We start from the raw sequence: 15,886 nt of genomic DNA, 5'->3' as shown, positions 1-15,886 counted from the left end.
CATCCGTTCGGGCGGCGCACGCTCTTTCGAGGTGCGCCGCCCGGTGCTGCCGGCGCGCGGGAGGGGTCAGCCCTGGGTGCGGACCGGGATGGAGGTGACGAAGGGCTGGGACGGGCCCGGGTCGGTGAAGAAGTCGTTGCCCTTGTCGTCCATCACGATGAACGCCGGGAAGTCCTCGACCTCGATCCGCCAGACCGCCTCCATGCCGAGCTCCTCGTACTCCAGGACCTCGACCTTCTTGATGCAGTCCTGCGCCAGCCGGGCCGCGGGACCGCCGATGGAGCCCAGGTAGAAGCCGCCGTGCGCGGCGCACGCGTCGGTGACCTGCTTGCTGCGGTTGCCCTTGGCCAGCATCACCTTGGAGCCGCCGGCCGCCTGGAACTGCTCGACGTACGCGTCCATCCGGCCCGCCGTCGTCGGCCCGAAGGAGCCGGACGCGTAGCCCTCCGGCGTCTTCGCGGGGCCCGCGTAGTAGACCGGGTGGTCCTTGAGGTACTGGGGCATCTCCTCGCCCGCGTCCAGCCGCTCCTTGATCTTCGCGTGCGCGATGTCGCGGGCGACGACGAGGGTGCCGGTGAGCGAGAGGCGGGTCTTGACCGGGTGCTTGGTCAGCTCGCCCAGGATCTCGTCCATGGGGCGGGTGAGGTCGACCTTGACGGCGTCGAGGTCGGCGCCCGCGCCCTCGGTCAGCTCGTCCTCGGTGGTCTCCGGGAGGAAGCGGGCCGGGTCCTTCTCCAGCTGCTCCAGGAAGACGCCCTCGGCCGTGATCTTCGCCTTGGCCTGCCGGTCGGCGGAGCAGGAGACGGCGATGGCGACGGGGCAGGAGGCGCCGTGCCGGGGGAGGCGGACCACGCGCACGTCGTGGCAGAAGTACTTGCCGCCGAACTGGGCGCCGATGCCGATCTTCTGGGTCAGCTCGAAGACCTGCTCCTCCAACTGCTTGTCCCGGAAGCCGTGACCGGCCGGGGAGCCCTCCTCGGGCAGCTCGTCGAGGTAGTGCGCGGAGGCGTACTTGGCGGTCTTGAGCGCGTACTCGGCGCTGGTGCCGCCGACGACGATCGCCAGGTGGTACGGCGGGCAGGCGGCCGTGCCCAGCGAACGGATCTTCTCCTCCAGGAACTTCATCATGGAGGCCTCGTTCAGGACGGCCTTGGTCTCCTGGAAGAGGAAGGACTTGTTGGCGCTGCCGCCGCCCTTGGCCATGAACAGGAACTTGTACGCGTCACCGTCGTTGGCGTACAGCTCGATCTGGGCCGGGAGGTTGGTGCCGGTGTTCTTCTCGTCCCACATGGTCAGCGGGGCCATCTGGGAGTAGCGCAGGTTGAGTTCGGTGTAGGCGTCGAAGATGCCGCGCGAGAGGGCCTCCTCGTCGCCGCCCTCGGTGAGCACCTGCTGGCCGCGCTTGCCCATCACGATGGCGGTGCCGGTGTCCTGGCACATGGGCAGCACGCCGGCCGCCGCGATGTTGGCGTTCTTCAGCAGGTCCAGGGCCACGAAGCGGTCGTTGGCGCTGGCCTCCGGGTCGTCGAGGATGCGCCGCAGCTGGGCGAGGTGCTCGGGGCGGAGGTAGTGCGAGATGTCCTTCATGGCCTCGGCGGCGAGCTTCCGCAGCGCCTCCGGCTCGACCTTGAGGAAGGTCCGTCCGTCCGCCTCGAAGGTGCTCACGCCCTCCGCGGTGACGAGGCGGTACGGCGTGGGATCGTCGCCGGTCGGCAGCAGATCCGTGTAGGTGAACGCCGGGGACGGTTTCGAGCTGGACATCGGTGTGGCTCTTCCTCTCGCTGTGGCTCTCGCCTGGTCTCTCGACGATGCGTTCCACAGCGTAGAACGCGGCCGGCGGGCGGGGACGGTGAGGTTGCACTCACCTGCCCACGGGCCCGTGCTGCCGGGCCGGAGCCCTCTCGGACGCCTGGTCGCGATCTATCGCGTTCGCTAGTCTGGGCCCGTGACTGACTCCCCGCCCGAGAAGAAGCCGGCCGCCGCCGAGGTCTCCGTGCGTGCGTCGGACGCCGACCGTGACCGGGTCGCCGACATCCTGCGGGAAGCCCTCGCCGAGGGGCGGCTGGACGCGGCGGAGCACTCGGAGCGGCTGGACACGGTGTACGCGGCCAAGACCGTCGGCGAGCTGGAGCCCGTCGTACGGGACCTGCCCGCCGGTGCCCGGACGCCGGAGGCGCCCTCGCAGGCCCCCGGTTCGGCCACGTTCGCGTACGGGGAGGCGGACGCGCGGGCGGGCGCGAAGGACGACGTCGCCGCGATCTTCAGCTCCGCGACGCGGAAGGGCCGGTGGCGCGTCCCGGGCAAGGTGAACGCCACGGCGATCTTCGGCAGTGTCGAGATCGACCTGACGCAGGCCGTGTTCACCCAGCAGCACGTCCAGCTGAACGCGAACGCGATCTTCGGCAGCGTCGAGATCCTGGTGCCGGAGAACGTCACGCTCCAGCAGAAGGGTGCGGGCATCTTCGGCTCGTTCGAGGTGCGCACCATGGAGTCGGACGAGGCCGCGGCCCCCGTGGTGCTGGTCGAGGGGTCGGCGATCTTCGGCAGCGTGGAGGCGAAGCCGAAGCCCGGAAAGTGGCTGCGCGACCTCCGCGACAAGTTCCGCAAGGACGTCTGAGCCGCGCCCGGAGTCTTTGCGTTCCCGAACACCCCGTCCGCCGACCGTGGTTGGGCCGTGCCTCGGCGGGCGCACGCGTGGGGATGGTGCGCCGTGGGGAGGCTCCTGGGGCGCACGGACGGGGAGTGCGGCGAGGGAAGGCTGGGGCAGAGCGCCACGGTATGCATACCGGTACGCACAGCGGGTAGGGCTCGGGCATCGTCTCTCGTACGGCCCCAGGAGCACGAACTGCCGTGCGCAGCAAGGCGGATGAAGGTGAATCACCGTCGTCTCGTCAGGAGCAGACCGTGCTGCAACCGCCGCATCAGTCCCCGCAGGCTGCCGCTACTGTCCCCGCCCAGCGAATGCCGGCGCGTGACGACCAGGCGGGGCCATGGCATTCCGAGGCGGCCTGCCGCCGGGACGAGGCGGGACTCTTCTTCGCCCCCTCGAAGGAGCCGACGGCCGCACGCCTCGCGCGCGAGCAGGCGGCGAAGCGGGTCTGCGCCCGCTGTCCCGTGCTGGTGGAGTGCCGGGAGCACGCGCTGATGCTGCCCGAGCCGTACGGGGTGTGGGGCGGGCTGACCGCCGCCGAGCGCCGGGTCGTCCTCGCCAGACGCCGGCGCAGGGACGCGGTGGCACCGGCCGCCGCGAGCGAGCCCCAGCAGATCCCCCGTATCGCCTGAACCGGACGCCACGGGCCCCGCACGGCGCCAACTGCCGTACGGGGCCCGTCCGTTCTGTCCCGGTGTTCCGCTGACCGCCCCGGGGGTCAGCGGGCGCGGTCGAAGTCGACGGCGCTGTAGGCCCGCAGCTTGGACAGCTTGTGGGTGGACTCGATCTGCCGGATCGTTCCCGAGCGCGAACGCATCACCAGCGACTGGGTGTACGCGCGCTCGCCGCGGTAGTGCACGCCGCGCAGCAGGTCGCCGTCGGTGATGCCGGTCGCGACGAAGAAGACGTTCTCGCCGCCGACCAGGTCCTCGGTCTGGAGCACCCGGTCCAGGTCGTGCCCGGCGTCCAGCGCGCGCTGCCGCTCGGTCTCGTCCTTCGGCCACAGCTTGCCCTGGATCGTGCCGCCGAGGCACTTTATGGCGCAGGCCGCGATGATCCCCTCGGGGGTGCCGCCGACGCCGAGCAGCATGTCGACGCCGGTGCCCTCGCGCACGGCCATGATCGCGCCCGCGACGTCGCCGTCCGAGATGAACTTGATCCGCGCCCCGGCCTCGCGGATCTCCTTGACGATCCCGTCGTGCCGCGGCCGGTCGAGGACGACGACGGTGACGTCGTCGGGCGTGCAGCCCTTGGCCTTGGCGACGCGGCGGATGTTGACCGCGGGCGGTGCGGTGATGTCGACGAACTCCGCCGCCTCCGGGCCGGTGACGAGCTTGTCCATGTAGAAGACCGCGCTCGGGTCGAACATGGTGCCGCGTTCGGCGACCGCGAGGACGGACACGGCGTTCCCCATGCCCTTCGCGGTGAGGGTCGTCCCGTCGACGGGGTCGACGGCGACGTCGCACTCGGCGCCCGTGCCGTCACCGACGCGCTCGCCGTTGTAGAGCATCGGCGCCTCGTCCTTCTCGCCCTCGCCGATGACGACGACGCCGTTCATCGAGACGGTGGAGACGAGCGAGCGCATGGCCTTCACGGCCGCGCCGTCGGCGCCGTTCTTGTCGCCCCGGCCGACCCAGCGGCCGGAAGCCATGGCTCCGGCCTCGGTGACGCGGACGAGTTCGAGCGCGAGGTTGCGGTCCGGCGCCTCCGGGCTGACTTCCAGCGGGGACGGGAGATGGTGGTCTGACATCACCAGACACCTTTCTGCTCGGCGGCGGCCGGGCGGCTGAGGGTTGGTGACGACTTTACCGAGCGCCCGGCAGGGTGAGCAGAGGGCCCCACGGATGAGCGCGCTGCGGGCCCCGGACCCGGGGCCGGTGTGGCCTGGGGCATAGGGGACGATGGGAACGTGGCAGCAGACAAGCAGCGTGGCAAGCAGTCGGTGCGGGACATGGTGATCTCGCTCGCGGTGATCGTTCTCGCCGCGTGGGTCATCTACATCTTCGTCCCGCACGACGACGGCGAGGACCCGGTCAAGCCCGTCAGCTACCAGGTGGAGCTGCAGTCGGCCCAGCGCGCGGCGCCCTACCCCGTCGCCGCCCCGAAGGGCCTGTCGAAGGAGTGGCGCGCGACCTCCGTGACGTACGAGGCCGACGGCCCGCAGGGTTCGGCCTGGCACCTGGGCTTCATGGCGCCGGGGAACGAGTACGCGGCCGTGGAGCAGAGCGACGACAAGCCGGCCGACACCTACGTCGGCAAGGTCACCCAGGGCGCGAAGAAGACGGACAAGACCATGCGCGTGGGCGACGAGGAGTGGCAGCGCTGGGAGGGCGAGAAGTACGACGCGCTCGTCCGCGTCGCTCCGGAGGAAGAGTCCGGCGCCGCGACCACCGTCGTCACCGGGACCGCCTCCTTCCAGCAGCTCGCCCGGCTCGCGGAGGCCCTCGAGGAGGGCGGCGAGGCGAAGACCGGCGGCGAGGCGAAGCCCGAAGAGGCCGCGAAGAGCTGACCGCCCGCACACAACGGTGGCCCGGAAGCGTCGGCTTCCGGGCCACCGTTGTGTGCGGGCGTGGGGATCAGACCGTGGTGACGGCGTCCTCGTAGGACAGGCGCGGGGAGCGGGGGCTGTAGGCGCCCTCGCCCGGCTTGCCGATGTTCACGACCATCAGGACCTTCTGCTTGCCGTCGCCGAAGAACTCCTTGTTGACGCCGTCCGCGTCGTAGCCCGTCATCGGGCCGGCGGCGAGACCGGCGGCGCGGACGCCGAGGACGAAGTACCCGGCCTGGAGCGTGGCGTTGAAGGTGCCGGCGGCCTCGCGCGGGGCGGCCTCGGAGAAGAAGGCGTCCTTGATGTGCGGGGCGTGCGGGAAGAGCTCGGGCAGCCGCTCGTGGAAGTCGAGGTCCACGGAGAGGATCGCGGTCAGCGGCGCCGACGAGGTCTTGGGGCGGTTGCCCTCGGCCATCTGCGCGACGAGCCGCTCGCGGGCCTCGGGGGAGCGGACCAGGGTGACGCGCAGCGGCGACTGGTTGAACGCGGTGGGCGCGAACTTCACCAGGTCGTAGACCGCCTGTATCTGCTCTTCCGTCACCGGCTCGTCGGTGAAGGTGTTGGCCGTGTGGGCCTCGCGGAACAGCAGGTCCTGGGCGGCGGGGTCGAGGGCGAGAGCCATGAAGGTGCCTTGCCTTTGCGGTGGGAGTTCGATCGGTACGAGACACCATAAAGCCGACATACTTAAAAGCTCAACCAAATGGTGATGTCTCGCTCGTCACCCCCTCGGGGGGCCGCTCCCCTCAAGCGTCCCCGGCCTCCGGTTATTCCGGCCGGGCCGGTCAGTCCTCTTCGCCGAGCTCCTCGCCGGACTCCGCTTCCGCGCCCTCCTCGGCGCGCAGCACCGCGTCGAGGCGGGCGCGGGCGCCCTCCAGCCAGCCGCGGCACACCCCGGCCAGCTCCTCGCCGCGCTCCCAGAGCGCCAGCGACTCCTCCAGCGTCGAGCCGCCCGTCTCCAACTGCTGGACCACGCGCACCAGTTCGGCGCGCGCCTCCTCGTAGCTCAGCGAGGAGAGCTCCTCGCCCGGGCCGTCCGTCCCGTCCGTCACACCCGTCCCCGCCGTCGATCCGCTGCTCACGTCCGTGCTCACGCCTGTACTCCCGCCCGCGCCGTAGCCATGCGCTCCAGCCTAAGCGCGGGGTGAGACAGTCACGCCGAACTCACCCTCCGCGACCCTCGCCCGCAGCCCGGCGCCCTCCGGGGCCTCCTCGGCGGAGCGGACGACGTGGCCGTCCTCGCGCTGGAGCACGGCGTACCCCCGGCGCAGCGTCGCCGCGGGGGAGAGGGCGACCACGCGGGCGCGGGTGTGCTCCAGCTCGTCCTCCGCGCGGTCCAGCCGGTGCCCGAGGGTGCGCCGGGCGCGCTGGGCGAGGAAGGCGACGTCCTCCTCGCGCTCCTCCACCATCGCGTACGGGTCGGCCATCGCCGGACGGCTCATCGCCTCGGTGACCCCGCGCTCCTCGCGGTCCAGGAAGCCGTTGACCACGCGCCAGGCGCGGGCCCGCAACTCCCGTACCCGCTCGCGCTCCTCGCCGACGTCCGGGACGGTGTCCTTCGCGGCGTGCGTCGGGGTGCGCGAGCGCAGGTCGGCGACGAGGTCGAGCAGCGGGGTGTCCGCCTCGTGCCCGATCGCGGAGACCACCGGGGTGGTGCAGGCGGCGACGGTGCGGACGAGCCGCTCGTCGGAGAAGGGCAGCAGGTCCTCCATGCTGCCGCCGCCCCGGGTCACGATGATCACGTCCACGTCCGGATCGGCGTCCAGCTCCCGTACCGCCTCGATGACCTGCGGCACCGCCTTCACGCCCTGCACCGCGGTGTGGCGCACGGTGAAGCTGACCGCGGGCCAGCGCTCCCGCGCGGTGTGCAGGACGTCCCGCTCGGCGTCCGAGGCGCGGCCCGTGACGAGCCCTATGCGGTGCGGCAGGAACGGGAGCGGACGCTTCCGCTCCTGCGCGAACAGCCCCTCGGTCGCCAGCGTCTTCTTCAACTGCTCCAGCCGCGCCAGCAGTTCACCCATGCCGACCGGACGGATCTCCGCGGCCCGCAGCGACAGCGAACCGCCCCGTTCGAACCACACCGGCTTCGCGTGCACCACCACACGGGAGCCCTCGGCGACGACGTCCTTGACCCGGTCGAAGACCTGGCGGTAGCAGGTGACGCTGATCGAGACGTCCCGCGAGGGGTCGCGCAGCGTGATGAAGGCCATCCCGGCGCCGGGGCGGGGCGAGAGCTGGATGATCTGCCCCTCCACCCACACCGCGCCGAGCCGGTCGATCCACCCGCCGATCAGCCGGGACACCTCGTGCACGGGAATCGGTGCTTCCGCGGACGTCTTCAGAGCCATACGGGGAGGCTAGCGTCTGGCACCGACACCAGGCCCCGACGCCCGCGCGGTCAGCGGGAGTCCGCCCCGTCCGCCTCCGCGGCGGGCTCCCCCGTCGCAGGACCGGGCCCGCCGTCCCGGCGGTACAGGAGGGCCAGCACCAGGAGGCCCGCGGCCAGCCAGGCGAGCCCCACCAGGTGGGCGTCGTGGTGCGCCGTCACGATCACGGCGACGGTGATGCCCAGGCCGACGAGCGGCAGGACCCAGTCCCGCAACGGGTGCGGCGTACCGCCCAGGCGGCGCACCCCGTAGTAGCCGATGACGGAGAGGTGCAGCAGGCCGAACGCGGTCAGGGCGCCGATGTTGACGACCGAGACCAGCCGGTCCAGGCCGTCCGCGGTGCGGGCCGCCCAGACCGCGGCACACGCCGTGATCACGGCCGTGAGCAGCAGCGTCCGGCGCGGGACGCCGCTGCCCGGGTCCACCCGCGACAGCGCCTTCGGCAGCCGCCGGTCCCGGGCCATGGCGAACAGCAGCCGCCCGGCCGCGGCCTGCCCGGCCAGCGCCGCGAAGGCCGCGCCGATCGCCTTGCTCACCGCGATCGTCGTCTGCAGCCAGCCGCCGACCGCCGACTCCGTGCTCGTGTAGAACGCCTCGCCCTGGGTGGCCGGATGCTCCGCGAAGTGGGCCGAGGGCTCGGCCGTCAGCAGCGCCGCCAGGTACGTCTGCAGCAGGAAGAGCACCCCGGCGAGCAGCAGGCAGCCCAGCAGCGCCCGGGAGACCGTCGCCGCGCCCCGCGCCGTGCCGCCGACGGTCTCCTCCGCGAAGTTCGCGATCGCGTCGAAGCCGAGGAAGGACAGCACCGCGACCGAGACCGCGCTGAGCACCGCCACCGCCGAGAACGTCCGGTCACCGGTGAACGGCGAAAACCAGTCACGTTGTGGTCCGTCCTGAGCCAGAACCACCACCGCCGCGACGACGAAGACGAGCAGCACCACGATCTCCATGGCCAGCACCACGAAGCCGACGACGGCCGCGCGGTGCACCCCCGAGAGGTTCAGCCCCGTGGTGACGACGACGGCGGCCGCCGTCCAGATCCACTGGTCGACGGCCGGCACGAGTTGGTTCATCGCGATGCCGGAGAAGAGGTAGCCCACGGCCGGGATGAGCAGGTAGTCGAGCATCGCCATCCACCCGGCGACGAAGCCCGCGCCCCGCCCCAGGCCGGCACTCGCGTAGGAGTAGACCGAGCCGGCGCGCGGCACGGCCCGCACCATCCGCATGTAGGAGTACGCCGTGAAGGCCATCGCGATCGTGGCCACCACGTACACCAGGGGGACGACGCCGTGGCTGCGCGCGTCCAGCGAGCCGAAGACGCCGACCGGGGCCATGGGCGCGATGAACAGCAGCCCGTAGACGATCAGGTCGCGCAGGCCCAGGGTGTGCTTCAGCCGCCCGCCCGCGCCGGGCGCCGCCCGGGTCAGGTGCGAGGAGGAATCAGGGGCTCCGGAGTCAGCCATGGCCCTTAGCTTGCCGCACGTCCACCGCCCCTTCCGGGAGATCCGGCCGGTGGACGGGGGCCCGTCCGCGGGCGGCGAGCGCGCTTGCTCCGCGCCTTTACGATGGGGGCATGTCTGCAACGCCCTCCAGCCCGACTCCTGCCGCCGCCCCGGGTGGAGACGCTGCCGCCGCCGGACAGCGCCGCTCCGACCGCCGGGTCCTCCTCGCCGCGCCGCGCGGCTACTGCGCGGGCGTGGACCGTGCCGTGATCGCCGTCGAGAAGGCCATCGAACAGTACGGTGCGCCGGTCTACGTGCGGCACGAGATCGTGCACAACAAGTACGTCGTCCAGACCCTGGAGAAAAAGGGCGCGATCTTCGTCGACGAGACGACGGAGGTCCCCGAGGGCGAGATCGTGATCTTCTCCGCGCACGGCGTCGCCCCCGTCGTCCACGAGGAGGCCGAGCGCGGCAAGCTCGCCACCATCGACGCGACCTGCCCGCTGGTCACCAAGGTCCACAAGGAAGCCGTCCGGTACGCCAAGGAGGACTACGACATCCTCCTCATCGGACACGAGGGCCACGAGGAGGTCATCGGCACCAGCGGCGAGGCCCCGGAGCACATCACCCTCGTCGACGGCCCGGAGGACGTGAAGAACGTCGAGGTCCGCGACCCCGAGAAGGTCGTCTGGCTCTCCCAGACCACGCTCTCCGTCGACGAGACGATGGAGACGGTCGACGCGCTCCAGGGCAAGTACCCCAACCTGCTCTCCCCGCCCAGCGACGACATCTGCTACGCCACGCAGAACCGCCAGACCGCCATCAAGCAGGTCGCGGCCGAGTCCGACCTGGTGCTGGTCGTGGGTTCGCAGAACTCCTCCAACTCCGTCCGCCTCGTCGAGACCGCGCTCACCCACGGCGCCAAGGCCGGCCACCTCGTGGACAACGCGAGCGAGCTGGACGAGGCCTGGCTGGAGGGCGTCACCACGATCGGCCTCTCCTCCGGCGCCTCGGTGCCCGAGGTCCTGGTCGACGGCGTCCTGGAGTGGCTGGCCGGGCACGGTTGGGAGGACGTCGAGATCGTCAAGCCGGTCGACGAGCACATGCAGTTCTCGCTGCCCAAGGAGCTGCGCCGCGACCTGCGCGCGGAGGCCGCCGACAAGGTCAAGTGACCCACGGGCCCACGCCCGCCGTACGAAGGCCCCGGTGACGGCCGGGATCCCACCGGGATCCCCGCACCCGTCACCGGGGCCTTCGCGTGTGTCCTGCGGTCAGGAGGCGGTGTGCCCCGAGGGTCTCCGCGACCCCGCGACCACCCGGCCGGTACGCCGCGCCTCCCTGCGGGCCCGCACCCGCGCCCGCGCGACCTGCGCGATCAGTACCGCCTTGCGGGCGGTCACGATCACGGCCGCCGCCAGCGTGCCCCCGTACAGCCAGCCGGCCTCCAGCGCGAGCGTCGAGAACAGCCCCATCAACTGGCCGCCGAAGCCCGGGGTGCCGCCGCTGATGAAGAACAGCCCCGCGCCGAACGCCAGCGGCACCGCGACCGGCGCCGCGATCAGCTCCGAGGGCCGCACCCACGAGGCCACCGCCAGGCACACCAGCACGAAGAACACCCCGTACACCACGGGCTCCCCGTCCAGCAGCAGTGCGTCCAGGCCGCCGACCAGCAGCATCGCGAGGACGGCGAGCACCCCGGCCCCCAGCCCCGTCAGCTTCGGCCGCGGCAGCCTGGCGGCGAACCGGGACACCGCGCGCGGTACGGGCGCGATCCGGACGGCGGCCTGGTGCACGGTCGCGGTCTCGCGGGAGTGGCCGGACGAAGCGGAACGGGACCGTCCGGCGGCCTCGTCCGGCCGGTCACGGGGGCCGCGCCGTTCGCCGGGGCTTCGGGGCTGTGCCCTGCCGCCGCGGGTCGGGCGCGGCAGCCGCGCCCCCGTCGAGGACGGGCCGTCCCCGGACGGGGCGGAGTGCGCCTCCGGGGCGCCGGGGCCAGGGGGACTCGTACGCGCACTGTGCTGCTCCACCGTCCCAAAGTAGGCCGCGGGCGGCCCCGGCGTACGGCACGGACACGCATCGGGGCCCGAACGCCGGAGCCCGTAGACTGGTGGATCGGCCCGGGGCGCCCGCAGGGGTCCGCAGGAGCCGGGCCGTTCCGGCCCACCAGGATCGCCAGGATCACCGCCCCAACACTCGTAACGGGAAGTCGCCACGTGTCGCTCACGATCGGAATCGTCGGTCTGCCCAATGTCGGCAAGTCGACCCTTTTCAACGCCCTGACCAAGAACGACGTGCTGGCGGCCAACTATCCGTTCGCCACCATCGAGCCGAACGTCGGCGTCGTCGGCGTCCCCGACCCGCGGCTGGCGAAGCTGGCCGAGATCTTCACCTCGGAGAAGGTCCTCCCGGCCACCGTCGACTTCGTCGACATCGCGGGCATCGTGCGCGGCGCCAGCGAGGGCGAGGGCCTGGGCAACAAGTTCCTGCACAACATCCGTGAGTCCGACGCGATCTGCCAGGTCATCCGGGCGTTCCAGGACGACAACGTGGTGCACGTCGACGGGAAGATCTCGCCGAAGAGCGACATCGAGACGATCAACACCGAGCTGATCCTCGCCGACCTGCAGACCATCGAGAAGGTCCTGCCGCGGCTGGAGAAGGAAGCCCGGGTCAAGAAGGACAAGCAGCCCGAGCTCAAGGCCGTCCAGGAGGCCAGGACGATCCTGGAGGAGGGCCGCACCCTCTTCGCCGCCGGTATCGCCCAGGGCACCGAGGCCGCCGAGCCGCTGCACGACCTGCACCTGCTGACGACCAAGCCCTTCATCTACGTCTTCAACGTCGACGAGGACGAGCTCACCGACGAGGACTTCAAGGCCGAGCAGCGCTCCCTGGTCGCCCCCGCCGAGGCCGTCTTCCTCAACGCCAAGCTGGAGGCCGACCTCGTCGAGCTGGACGAGGAGGAGGCGCTCGAACTCCTCCAGACCGTCGGCCAGGAGGAGCCCGGCCTCGCCACCCTCGCCCGCGTCGGCTTCGACACCCTCGGCCTGCAGACGTACCTCACGGCGGGCCCGAAGGAGGCGCGCGCCTGGACGATCAAGAAGCGCGCCACCGCCCCCGAGGCCGCCGGTGTCATCCACACCGACTTCCAGAAGGGCTTCATCAAGGCGGAGATCATCTCCTTCGACGACCTCGTCGAGACCGGCTCCGTCGCCGAGGCCCGCGCCAAGGGCAAGGCCCGCATGGAGGGCAAGGACTACGTGATGCAGGACGGCGACGTGGTGGAGTTCCGCTTCAACGTCTGAGTCTCGGGTCAAGAGGCGGTCTGGCCTGCGGCGGAGTGCTTGTGCGGCGCTCGCGGCCCGCGAGGAGTCCGCAGGAGTGGCGCCGTGGCTCAACGCAACGGGCGTGCTCAGGCCGCCTCTTCCGGACTCCGTGCCGGATCTGGACGCGCGCTTCCCCCGCGCGGCAGTTCCGGGGCCGGTACTCCAACTCCCCGGTCTCAGCCGGAAACTGACGTACCGGGTCATCCGGGCGAGCGATGATGACGCGGAGGCGCCGCCCGTAACTCACCTGCTGCGCAACGCTGTTGTGCATGATCACTAGCGAACACCTGCGGCCTGTCGTCCGCGGTGACATCCCCCCCGGCCTCGTTACGGACGAGCCCGCGGCCCCGGAGGGCGCACTGCGCCGTCACCGCCCGCTTCCACGCCGAGCCGGCGTACTGGGATGCGGTGGCGTGGCTCAGTGAGAAGCACCGCGGCGAGGGGCCGACCGCAAGCTCCCGTGAAAGCCCCGCCCGTGACGGCTGGTGACCCCGCGGGTGCCTGGAATCAGTTGGCCGGCTCCGGGGCGATCTCGGTGATCAGGTCCTCGATGCGGGTGCGGATCTCGTCGCGGATGGGGCGTACGGCGTCGATGCCCTGGCCGGCCGGGTCCGTCAGCGTCCAGTCGAGGTAGCGCTTGCCGGGGAAGACGGGGCAGGCGTCGCCGCAGCCCATGGTGATCACGACGTCGGATGCCTGGACGGTGTCGACGGTGAGCACCTTGGGGGTCTCGGCGGCGATGTCGATGCCCGTCTCGCGCATGGCCTCGACGACGGCGGGGTTGACGGCGTCGGCCGGGGCGGAACCGGCGGAGCGGACCTCGACGCGGTCTCCCGCCAGGTGGGTCAGCCAGGCGGCGGCCATCTGGGAGCGGCCCGCGTTGTGCACGCAGACGAACAGGACGGAGAGCTTGTCGGACATGACCGGGGATCTCTTTCGTCGAGGGCGGCGTCTCGCGCCACCATCAGGGATGTCAGCCCTGGCTGGCATCAGCAGGCAGTGATGTGACAGTATCAGCGCATGATGACGTCAGCCAAACCTGAAGTGACGCCGGAAGGTGTCGACCTGATCCGGGTCATCGCCGACCCGCTCAGGTTCCGGATCGTGACGCTGCTCGCGCGGGAAACGCTGTGTACCACGCACCTGGTGGAGGAGACGGGCGCCCGGCAGACGAACCTCTCCAACCACCTGCGGGTCCTGCGCGAGGCCGGGGTGGTGGAGACCGAGCCCTGCGGCCGGTACACGTACTACAGGCTGCGGCCCGACGTCCTCACCGCCCTCGCCGGCTCCTTCGCGGAGCTGGCCGAGACCGCCCGTACGACCATCGAGACAGACCGAAAGAGAGCCTGCCCGTGACCAGGACCGAAACCGGCACCCCCGCGGAGCCCGCCGGGGGAGATCCCGCCGAGGCCGGGATCGTCGGCAAGCTCTCCACCCTCGACCGCTTCCTCGCGGTGTGGATCCTGATCGCCATGGGCGTCGGCCTCGGCCTGGGGCGGGCGATACCGGGGCTGGGTGACGCGCTGAGCAAGGTCGAGATCGGCGGGATCTCGCTGCCGATCGCGCTCGGCCTGCTGATCATGATGTACCCGGTGCTCGCGAAGGTCCGCTACGACCGGCTCGACACCGTCACCGGCGACCGGAAGCTGCTGGTCTCCTCGCTGGTCATCAACTGGGTCCTGGGCCCGGCCGTGATGTTCGCGCTGGCCTGGACCTTCCTGCCCGACCTGCCGGAGTACCGCACCGGCCTCATCATCGTCGGCCTCGCCCGCTGCATCGCCATGGTGATCATCTGGAACGACCTCGCCTGCGGCGACCGCGAGGCCGGAGCTGTGCTCGTCGCCCTCAACTCCGTCTTCCAGGTCCTCGCCTTCGGCCTGCTCGGCTGGTTCTACCTGGACCTGCTGCCGCAGTGGCTCGGCCTCGGCAATGGCCAGGGCCTGGACGTCCCCGTGTGGCACATCGCGCTGAACGTGATCGTCTTCCTCGGCATCCCGCTGCTGGGCGGATACCTCACCCGCCGCCTGGGCGAGAAGAGGATGGGCCGGGAGGCCTACGAGCAGAAGTTCCTGCCGAAGATCGGCCCCTGGGCGCTGTACGGCCTGCTGTTCACGATCGTGGTCCTCTTCGCCCTCCAGGGGAAGACGATCACCTCGCAGCCGATGGACGTCGTCCGCATCGCGCTGCCGCTGCTGGCCTACTTCGCGGTGATGTTCTTCGGCTCCTTCGCCCTCGGCAAGGCCATCGGCCTGCCCTACGACCGCACCGCCACGCTCGCCTTCACCGCCGCCGGCAACAACTTCGAGCTGGCCATCGCGGTCGCCATCGCCACCTTCGGCGTCACCAGCGGCCAGGCCCTCTCCGGCGTGGTCGGCCCGCTCATCGAGGTCCCGGTGCTGATCGCGTTGGTGTACGTATCGCTCGCCTGGCGCCGCAAGTTCAGCGCCCAGAGCCTCACCGGCGCGTGAGCGGGCCCCGTACGACGGATGTGGTGGTGATCGGCGGCGGCCAGTCCGGGCTCGCCGCCGGTTACCACCTGCGTCGCGCCGGGGTGGACTTCGCCGTCCTCGACGCCGACGCCCAACCGGGCGGCGCGTGGCGGCACATGTGGGAGAGCCTCCGCCTCTTCTCCCCGGCCCCGTACTCCTCGCTCCCCGGCCGGCTCATGCCCGTCCAGCGGGGCGAGGAGTACCCGGAGGCGGCCCACGTGGTGCGGTACCTGACCGAGTACGAGCAGCGCTACGGCCTGCCGGTGGAACGCTCCGTCCGCGTGCGGGGCGTGCACGGCGAGGGCGGGTTCCTGCGTGTGGAGAGCGACTCCGGTACCTGGCGGGCCCGGGCCGTCGTCAGCGCCACCGGCAGCTGGAGGCGCCCCTTCGTTCCGGCCGTCCCCGGGCAGGCCGACTTCCGGGGCCGTCAGGTGCACACCGCCGGGTACCGCTCTCCGAAGGATTTCGCCGGGCAGCGGGTGACGGTGGTCGGCGGCGGCAACTCCGGGGCACAGATCGCCGCCGACCTCGCCGCACACGACGGCATCGACCTGACCTGGGCGACCCGCCGTCCGCCCCGCTACCTGCCCGACGACATCGACGGCCGCGCCCTCTTCGACACCGCCACGGCCCGCCGTCGTGCCCTGGACGCCGGCCGGGAGGACACCGGCGGAGTGGCCTCCCTGGGCGACATCGTGGCCGTGCCGTCGGTGCGCGCCGCGCGCGACAGCGGACTCCTCGCCCCACGGCCGATGTTCGCCCGCCTGGACAGCAACGGCCCGGTGTGGCCTGACGGTTCGCGGCAGGAGGCGGACGCCGTCATCTGGTGCACCGGCTTCCGTCCCGCCCTGGCCCACCTCGCACCGCTCGGACTCCGGAGTGCCCGCGGCCACGTCCCCACGGCCGGCACCCGTGCCGTCCGCGAGCCCGGCCTGCACCTCCTCGGCTACGGCGACTGGACCGGCCCGGCCTCCGCCACCCTCGTCGGCGTCGGCCGCCCGGCCCGCGATGCCGTTCGCGAGATCACCGCGCTCCTCGGCTGACGCCGTCCCC

General features: G+C 71.7%; 16 protein-coding genes. 8 read left to right on the top strand and 8 right to left on the bottom strand.

The features are described 5' to 3' along the window. Positions 1–66: 66 nt before the first annotated feature. A complete protein-coding gene (locus HCC30_RS04910) occupies positions 67–1,761 on the bottom strand; it encodes a fumarate hydratase (RefSeq protein ID WP_169440749.1) in 1,695 nt (564 codons plus the stop codon). A 184-nt stretch (positions 1,762–1,945) separates the two neighbouring features. Here HCC30_RS04910 and HCC30_RS04905 point away from each other — a divergent pair, with 184 nt between their 5' ends. Together HCC30_RS04905 and HCC30_RS04900 are read left to right on the top strand one after the other, a co-directional pair. Beyond that, positions 1,946–2,617 carry a DUF1707 and DUF2154 domain-containing protein gene (locus HCC30_RS04905; protein ID WP_169440748.1) on the top strand — a complete coding sequence of 224 codons (672 nt, stop codon included), beginning with the start codon at positions 1,946–1,948 and terminating at the stop codon, positions 2,615–2,617. Positions 2,618–2,904: 287 nt separating this feature from the next. Beyond that, positions 2,905–3,282, top strand: a complete 378-nt coding sequence (locus tag HCC30_RS04900) for a WhiB family transcriptional regulator (protein WP_169440747.1) — start codon at positions 2,905–2,907, stop codon at positions 3,280–3,282. Between the two features lie 86 nt (positions 3,283–3,368). Here the strand turns inward: HCC30_RS04900 and glpX are convergent, their stop codons facing one another. Continuing rightward, positions 3,369–4,400 (bottom strand): class II fructose-bisphosphatase, encoded by a 1,032-nt coding sequence (gene glpX, locus HCC30_RS04895; RefSeq protein WP_169440746.1) that lies wholly within the window; start codon positions 4,398–4,400, stop codon positions 3,369–3,371. A gap of 159 nt (positions 4,401–4,559) precedes the next feature. Between glpX and HCC30_RS04890 the strand changes: the two genes are divergently transcribed. Further along, on the top strand, positions 4,560–5,159 hold the full coding sequence (locus tag HCC30_RS04890) for a DUF4245 domain-containing protein (RefSeq protein WP_346776495.1): 600 nt from the start codon (positions 4,560–4,562) through the stop codon (positions 5,157–5,159). A 67-nt stretch (positions 5,160–5,226) separates the two neighbouring features. Here the strand turns inward: HCC30_RS04890 and HCC30_RS04885 are convergent, their stop codons facing one another. From HCC30_RS04885 to HCC30_RS04870, 4 genes are all read right to left on the bottom strand, one after another. After that, complete coding sequence (locus HCC30_RS04885) at positions 5,227–5,820, bottom strand: malonic semialdehyde reductase (RefSeq protein ID WP_169440745.1); 594 nt, start codon at positions 5,818–5,820, stop codon at positions 5,227–5,229. A 160-nt stretch (positions 5,821–5,980) separates the two neighbouring features. Next, positions 5,981–6,247, bottom strand: coding sequence for an exodeoxyribonuclease VII small subunit (locus HCC30_RS04880; RefSeq protein WP_169441399.1), 267 nt, complete (start codon positions 6,245–6,247; stop codon positions 5,981–5,983). An 81-nt stretch (positions 6,248–6,328) separates the two neighbouring features. Beyond that, positions 6,329–7,543: an exodeoxyribonuclease VII large subunit gene (gene xseA, locus HCC30_RS04875; RefSeq protein ID WP_169440744.1), complete on the bottom strand. Its 1,215-nt coding sequence runs from the start codon at positions 7,541–7,543 to the stop codon at positions 6,329–6,331. A gap of 50 nt (positions 7,544–7,593) precedes the next feature. After that, positions 7,594–9,042 carry an APC family permease gene (locus HCC30_RS04870; RefSeq protein ID WP_169440743.1) on the bottom strand — a complete coding sequence of 483 codons (1,449 nt, stop codon included), beginning with the start codon at positions 9,040–9,042 and terminating at the stop codon, positions 7,594–7,596. Positions 9,043–9,152: 110 nt separating this feature from the next. On the opposite strand from HCC30_RS04870, the gene HCC30_RS04865 reads away from it, so the two are divergent. Beyond that, complete coding sequence (locus HCC30_RS04865) at positions 9,153–10,193, top strand: 4-hydroxy-3-methylbut-2-enyl diphosphate reductase (RefSeq protein ID WP_169440742.1); 1,041 nt, start codon at positions 9,153–9,155, stop codon at positions 10,191–10,193. 99 nt (positions 10,194–10,292) lie between these two features. Here HCC30_RS04865 and HCC30_RS28405 read toward each other — a convergent pair whose 3' ends face one another. After that, entirely contained in the window at positions 10,293–11,048 is a 756-nt protein-coding gene (locus tag HCC30_RS28405; RefSeq protein WP_240979328.1) for a DUF6542 domain-containing protein, read from the bottom strand. A gap of 186 nt (positions 11,049–11,234) precedes the next feature. On the opposite strand from HCC30_RS28405, the gene ychF reads away from it, so the two are divergent. Next, a complete protein-coding gene (ychF, locus tag HCC30_RS04855) occupies positions 11,235–12,323 on the top strand; it encodes a redox-regulated ATPase YchF (RefSeq protein WP_169440741.1) in 1,089 nt (362 codons plus the stop codon). Positions 12,324–12,851: 528 nt separating this feature from the next. Here the strand turns inward: ychF and HCC30_RS04850 are convergent. Then, a complete protein-coding gene (locus tag HCC30_RS04850) occupies positions 12,852–13,265 on the bottom strand; it encodes an arsenate reductase ArsC (protein ID WP_169440740.1) in 414 nt (137 codons plus the stop codon). A 102-nt stretch (positions 13,266–13,367) separates the two neighbouring features. On the opposite strand from HCC30_RS04850, the gene HCC30_RS04845 reads away from it, so the two are divergent. The 3 genes from HCC30_RS04845 to HCC30_RS04835 are packed head-to-tail and all read left to right on the top strand — an operon-like array spanning position 13,368 to position 15,876. Beyond that, positions 13,368–13,700 carry a metalloregulator ArsR/SmtB family transcription factor gene (locus tag HCC30_RS04845; protein WP_169441397.1) on the top strand — a complete coding sequence of 111 codons (333 nt, stop codon included), beginning with the start codon at positions 13,368–13,370 and terminating at the stop codon, positions 13,698–13,700. Positions 13,701–13,759: 59 nt separating this feature from the next. Then, the gene (gene arsB / locus HCC30_RS04840; protein ID WP_346776520.1) at positions 13,760–14,812 is read left to right on the top strand and encodes an ACR3 family arsenite efflux transporter; all 1,053 of its coding nucleotides are present in this window, start codon (positions 13,760–13,762) and stop codon (positions 14,810–14,812) included. Beyond that, a complete protein-coding gene (locus tag HCC30_RS04835; protein WP_169440738.1) occupies positions 14,809–15,876 on the top strand; it encodes an ArsO family NAD(P)H-dependent flavin-containing monooxygenase in 1,068 nt (355 codons plus the stop codon). Before arsB ends, HCC30_RS04835 begins: the two co-directional genes overlap by 4 nt. Positions 15,877–15,886: the final 10 nt, after the last annotated feature.

Source organism: Streptomyces sp. HNM0574, from assembly GCF_012726235.1.
In the GTDB taxonomy this organism is placed as follows: Bacteria; Actinomycetota; Actinomycetes; order Streptomycetales; family Streptomycetaceae; genus Streptomyces.
The sequence above is the reverse complement of the archived record's forward strand: the minus strand, read 5'-3'. Positions and strand labels throughout refer to the sequence as shown.

Excerpts from the sequence above, each read along its gene's own strand:
- HCC30_RS04870 (WP_169440743.1), bottom strand. The coding sequence starts at position 9,042 with ATGGCTGACTCCGGAGCCCCTGATTCCTCCTCGCACCTGACCCGGGCG.
- HCC30_RS04850 (WP_169440740.1), bottom strand. The coding sequence starts at position 13,265 with ATGTCCGACAAGCTCTCCGTCCTGTTCGTCTGCGTGCACAACGCGGGC.
- HCC30_RS04865 (WP_169440742.1), top strand. The coding sequence starts at position 9,153 with ATGTCTGCAACGCCCTCCAGCCCGACTCCTGCCGCCGCCCCGGGTGGA.
- HCC30_RS04845 (WP_169441397.1), top strand. The coding sequence starts at position 13,368 with ATGACGTCAGCCAAACCTGAAGTGACGCCGGAAGGTGTCGACCTGATC.
- xseA (WP_169440744.1), bottom strand. The coding sequence starts at position 7,543 with ATGGCTCTGAAGACGTCCGCGGAAGCACCGATTCCCGTGCACGAGGTG.
- HCC30_RS04885 (WP_169440745.1), bottom strand. The coding sequence starts at position 5,820 with ATGGCTCTCGCCCTCGACCCCGCCGCCCAGGACCTGCTGTTCCGCGAG.
- HCC30_RS04910 (WP_169440749.1), bottom strand. The coding sequence starts at position 1,761 with ATGTCCAGCTCGAAACCGTCCCCGGCGTTCACCTACACGGATCTGCTG.
- glpX (WP_169440746.1), bottom strand. The coding sequence starts at position 4,400 with ATGTCAGACCACCATCTCCCGTCCCCGCTGGAAGTCAGCCCGGAGGCG.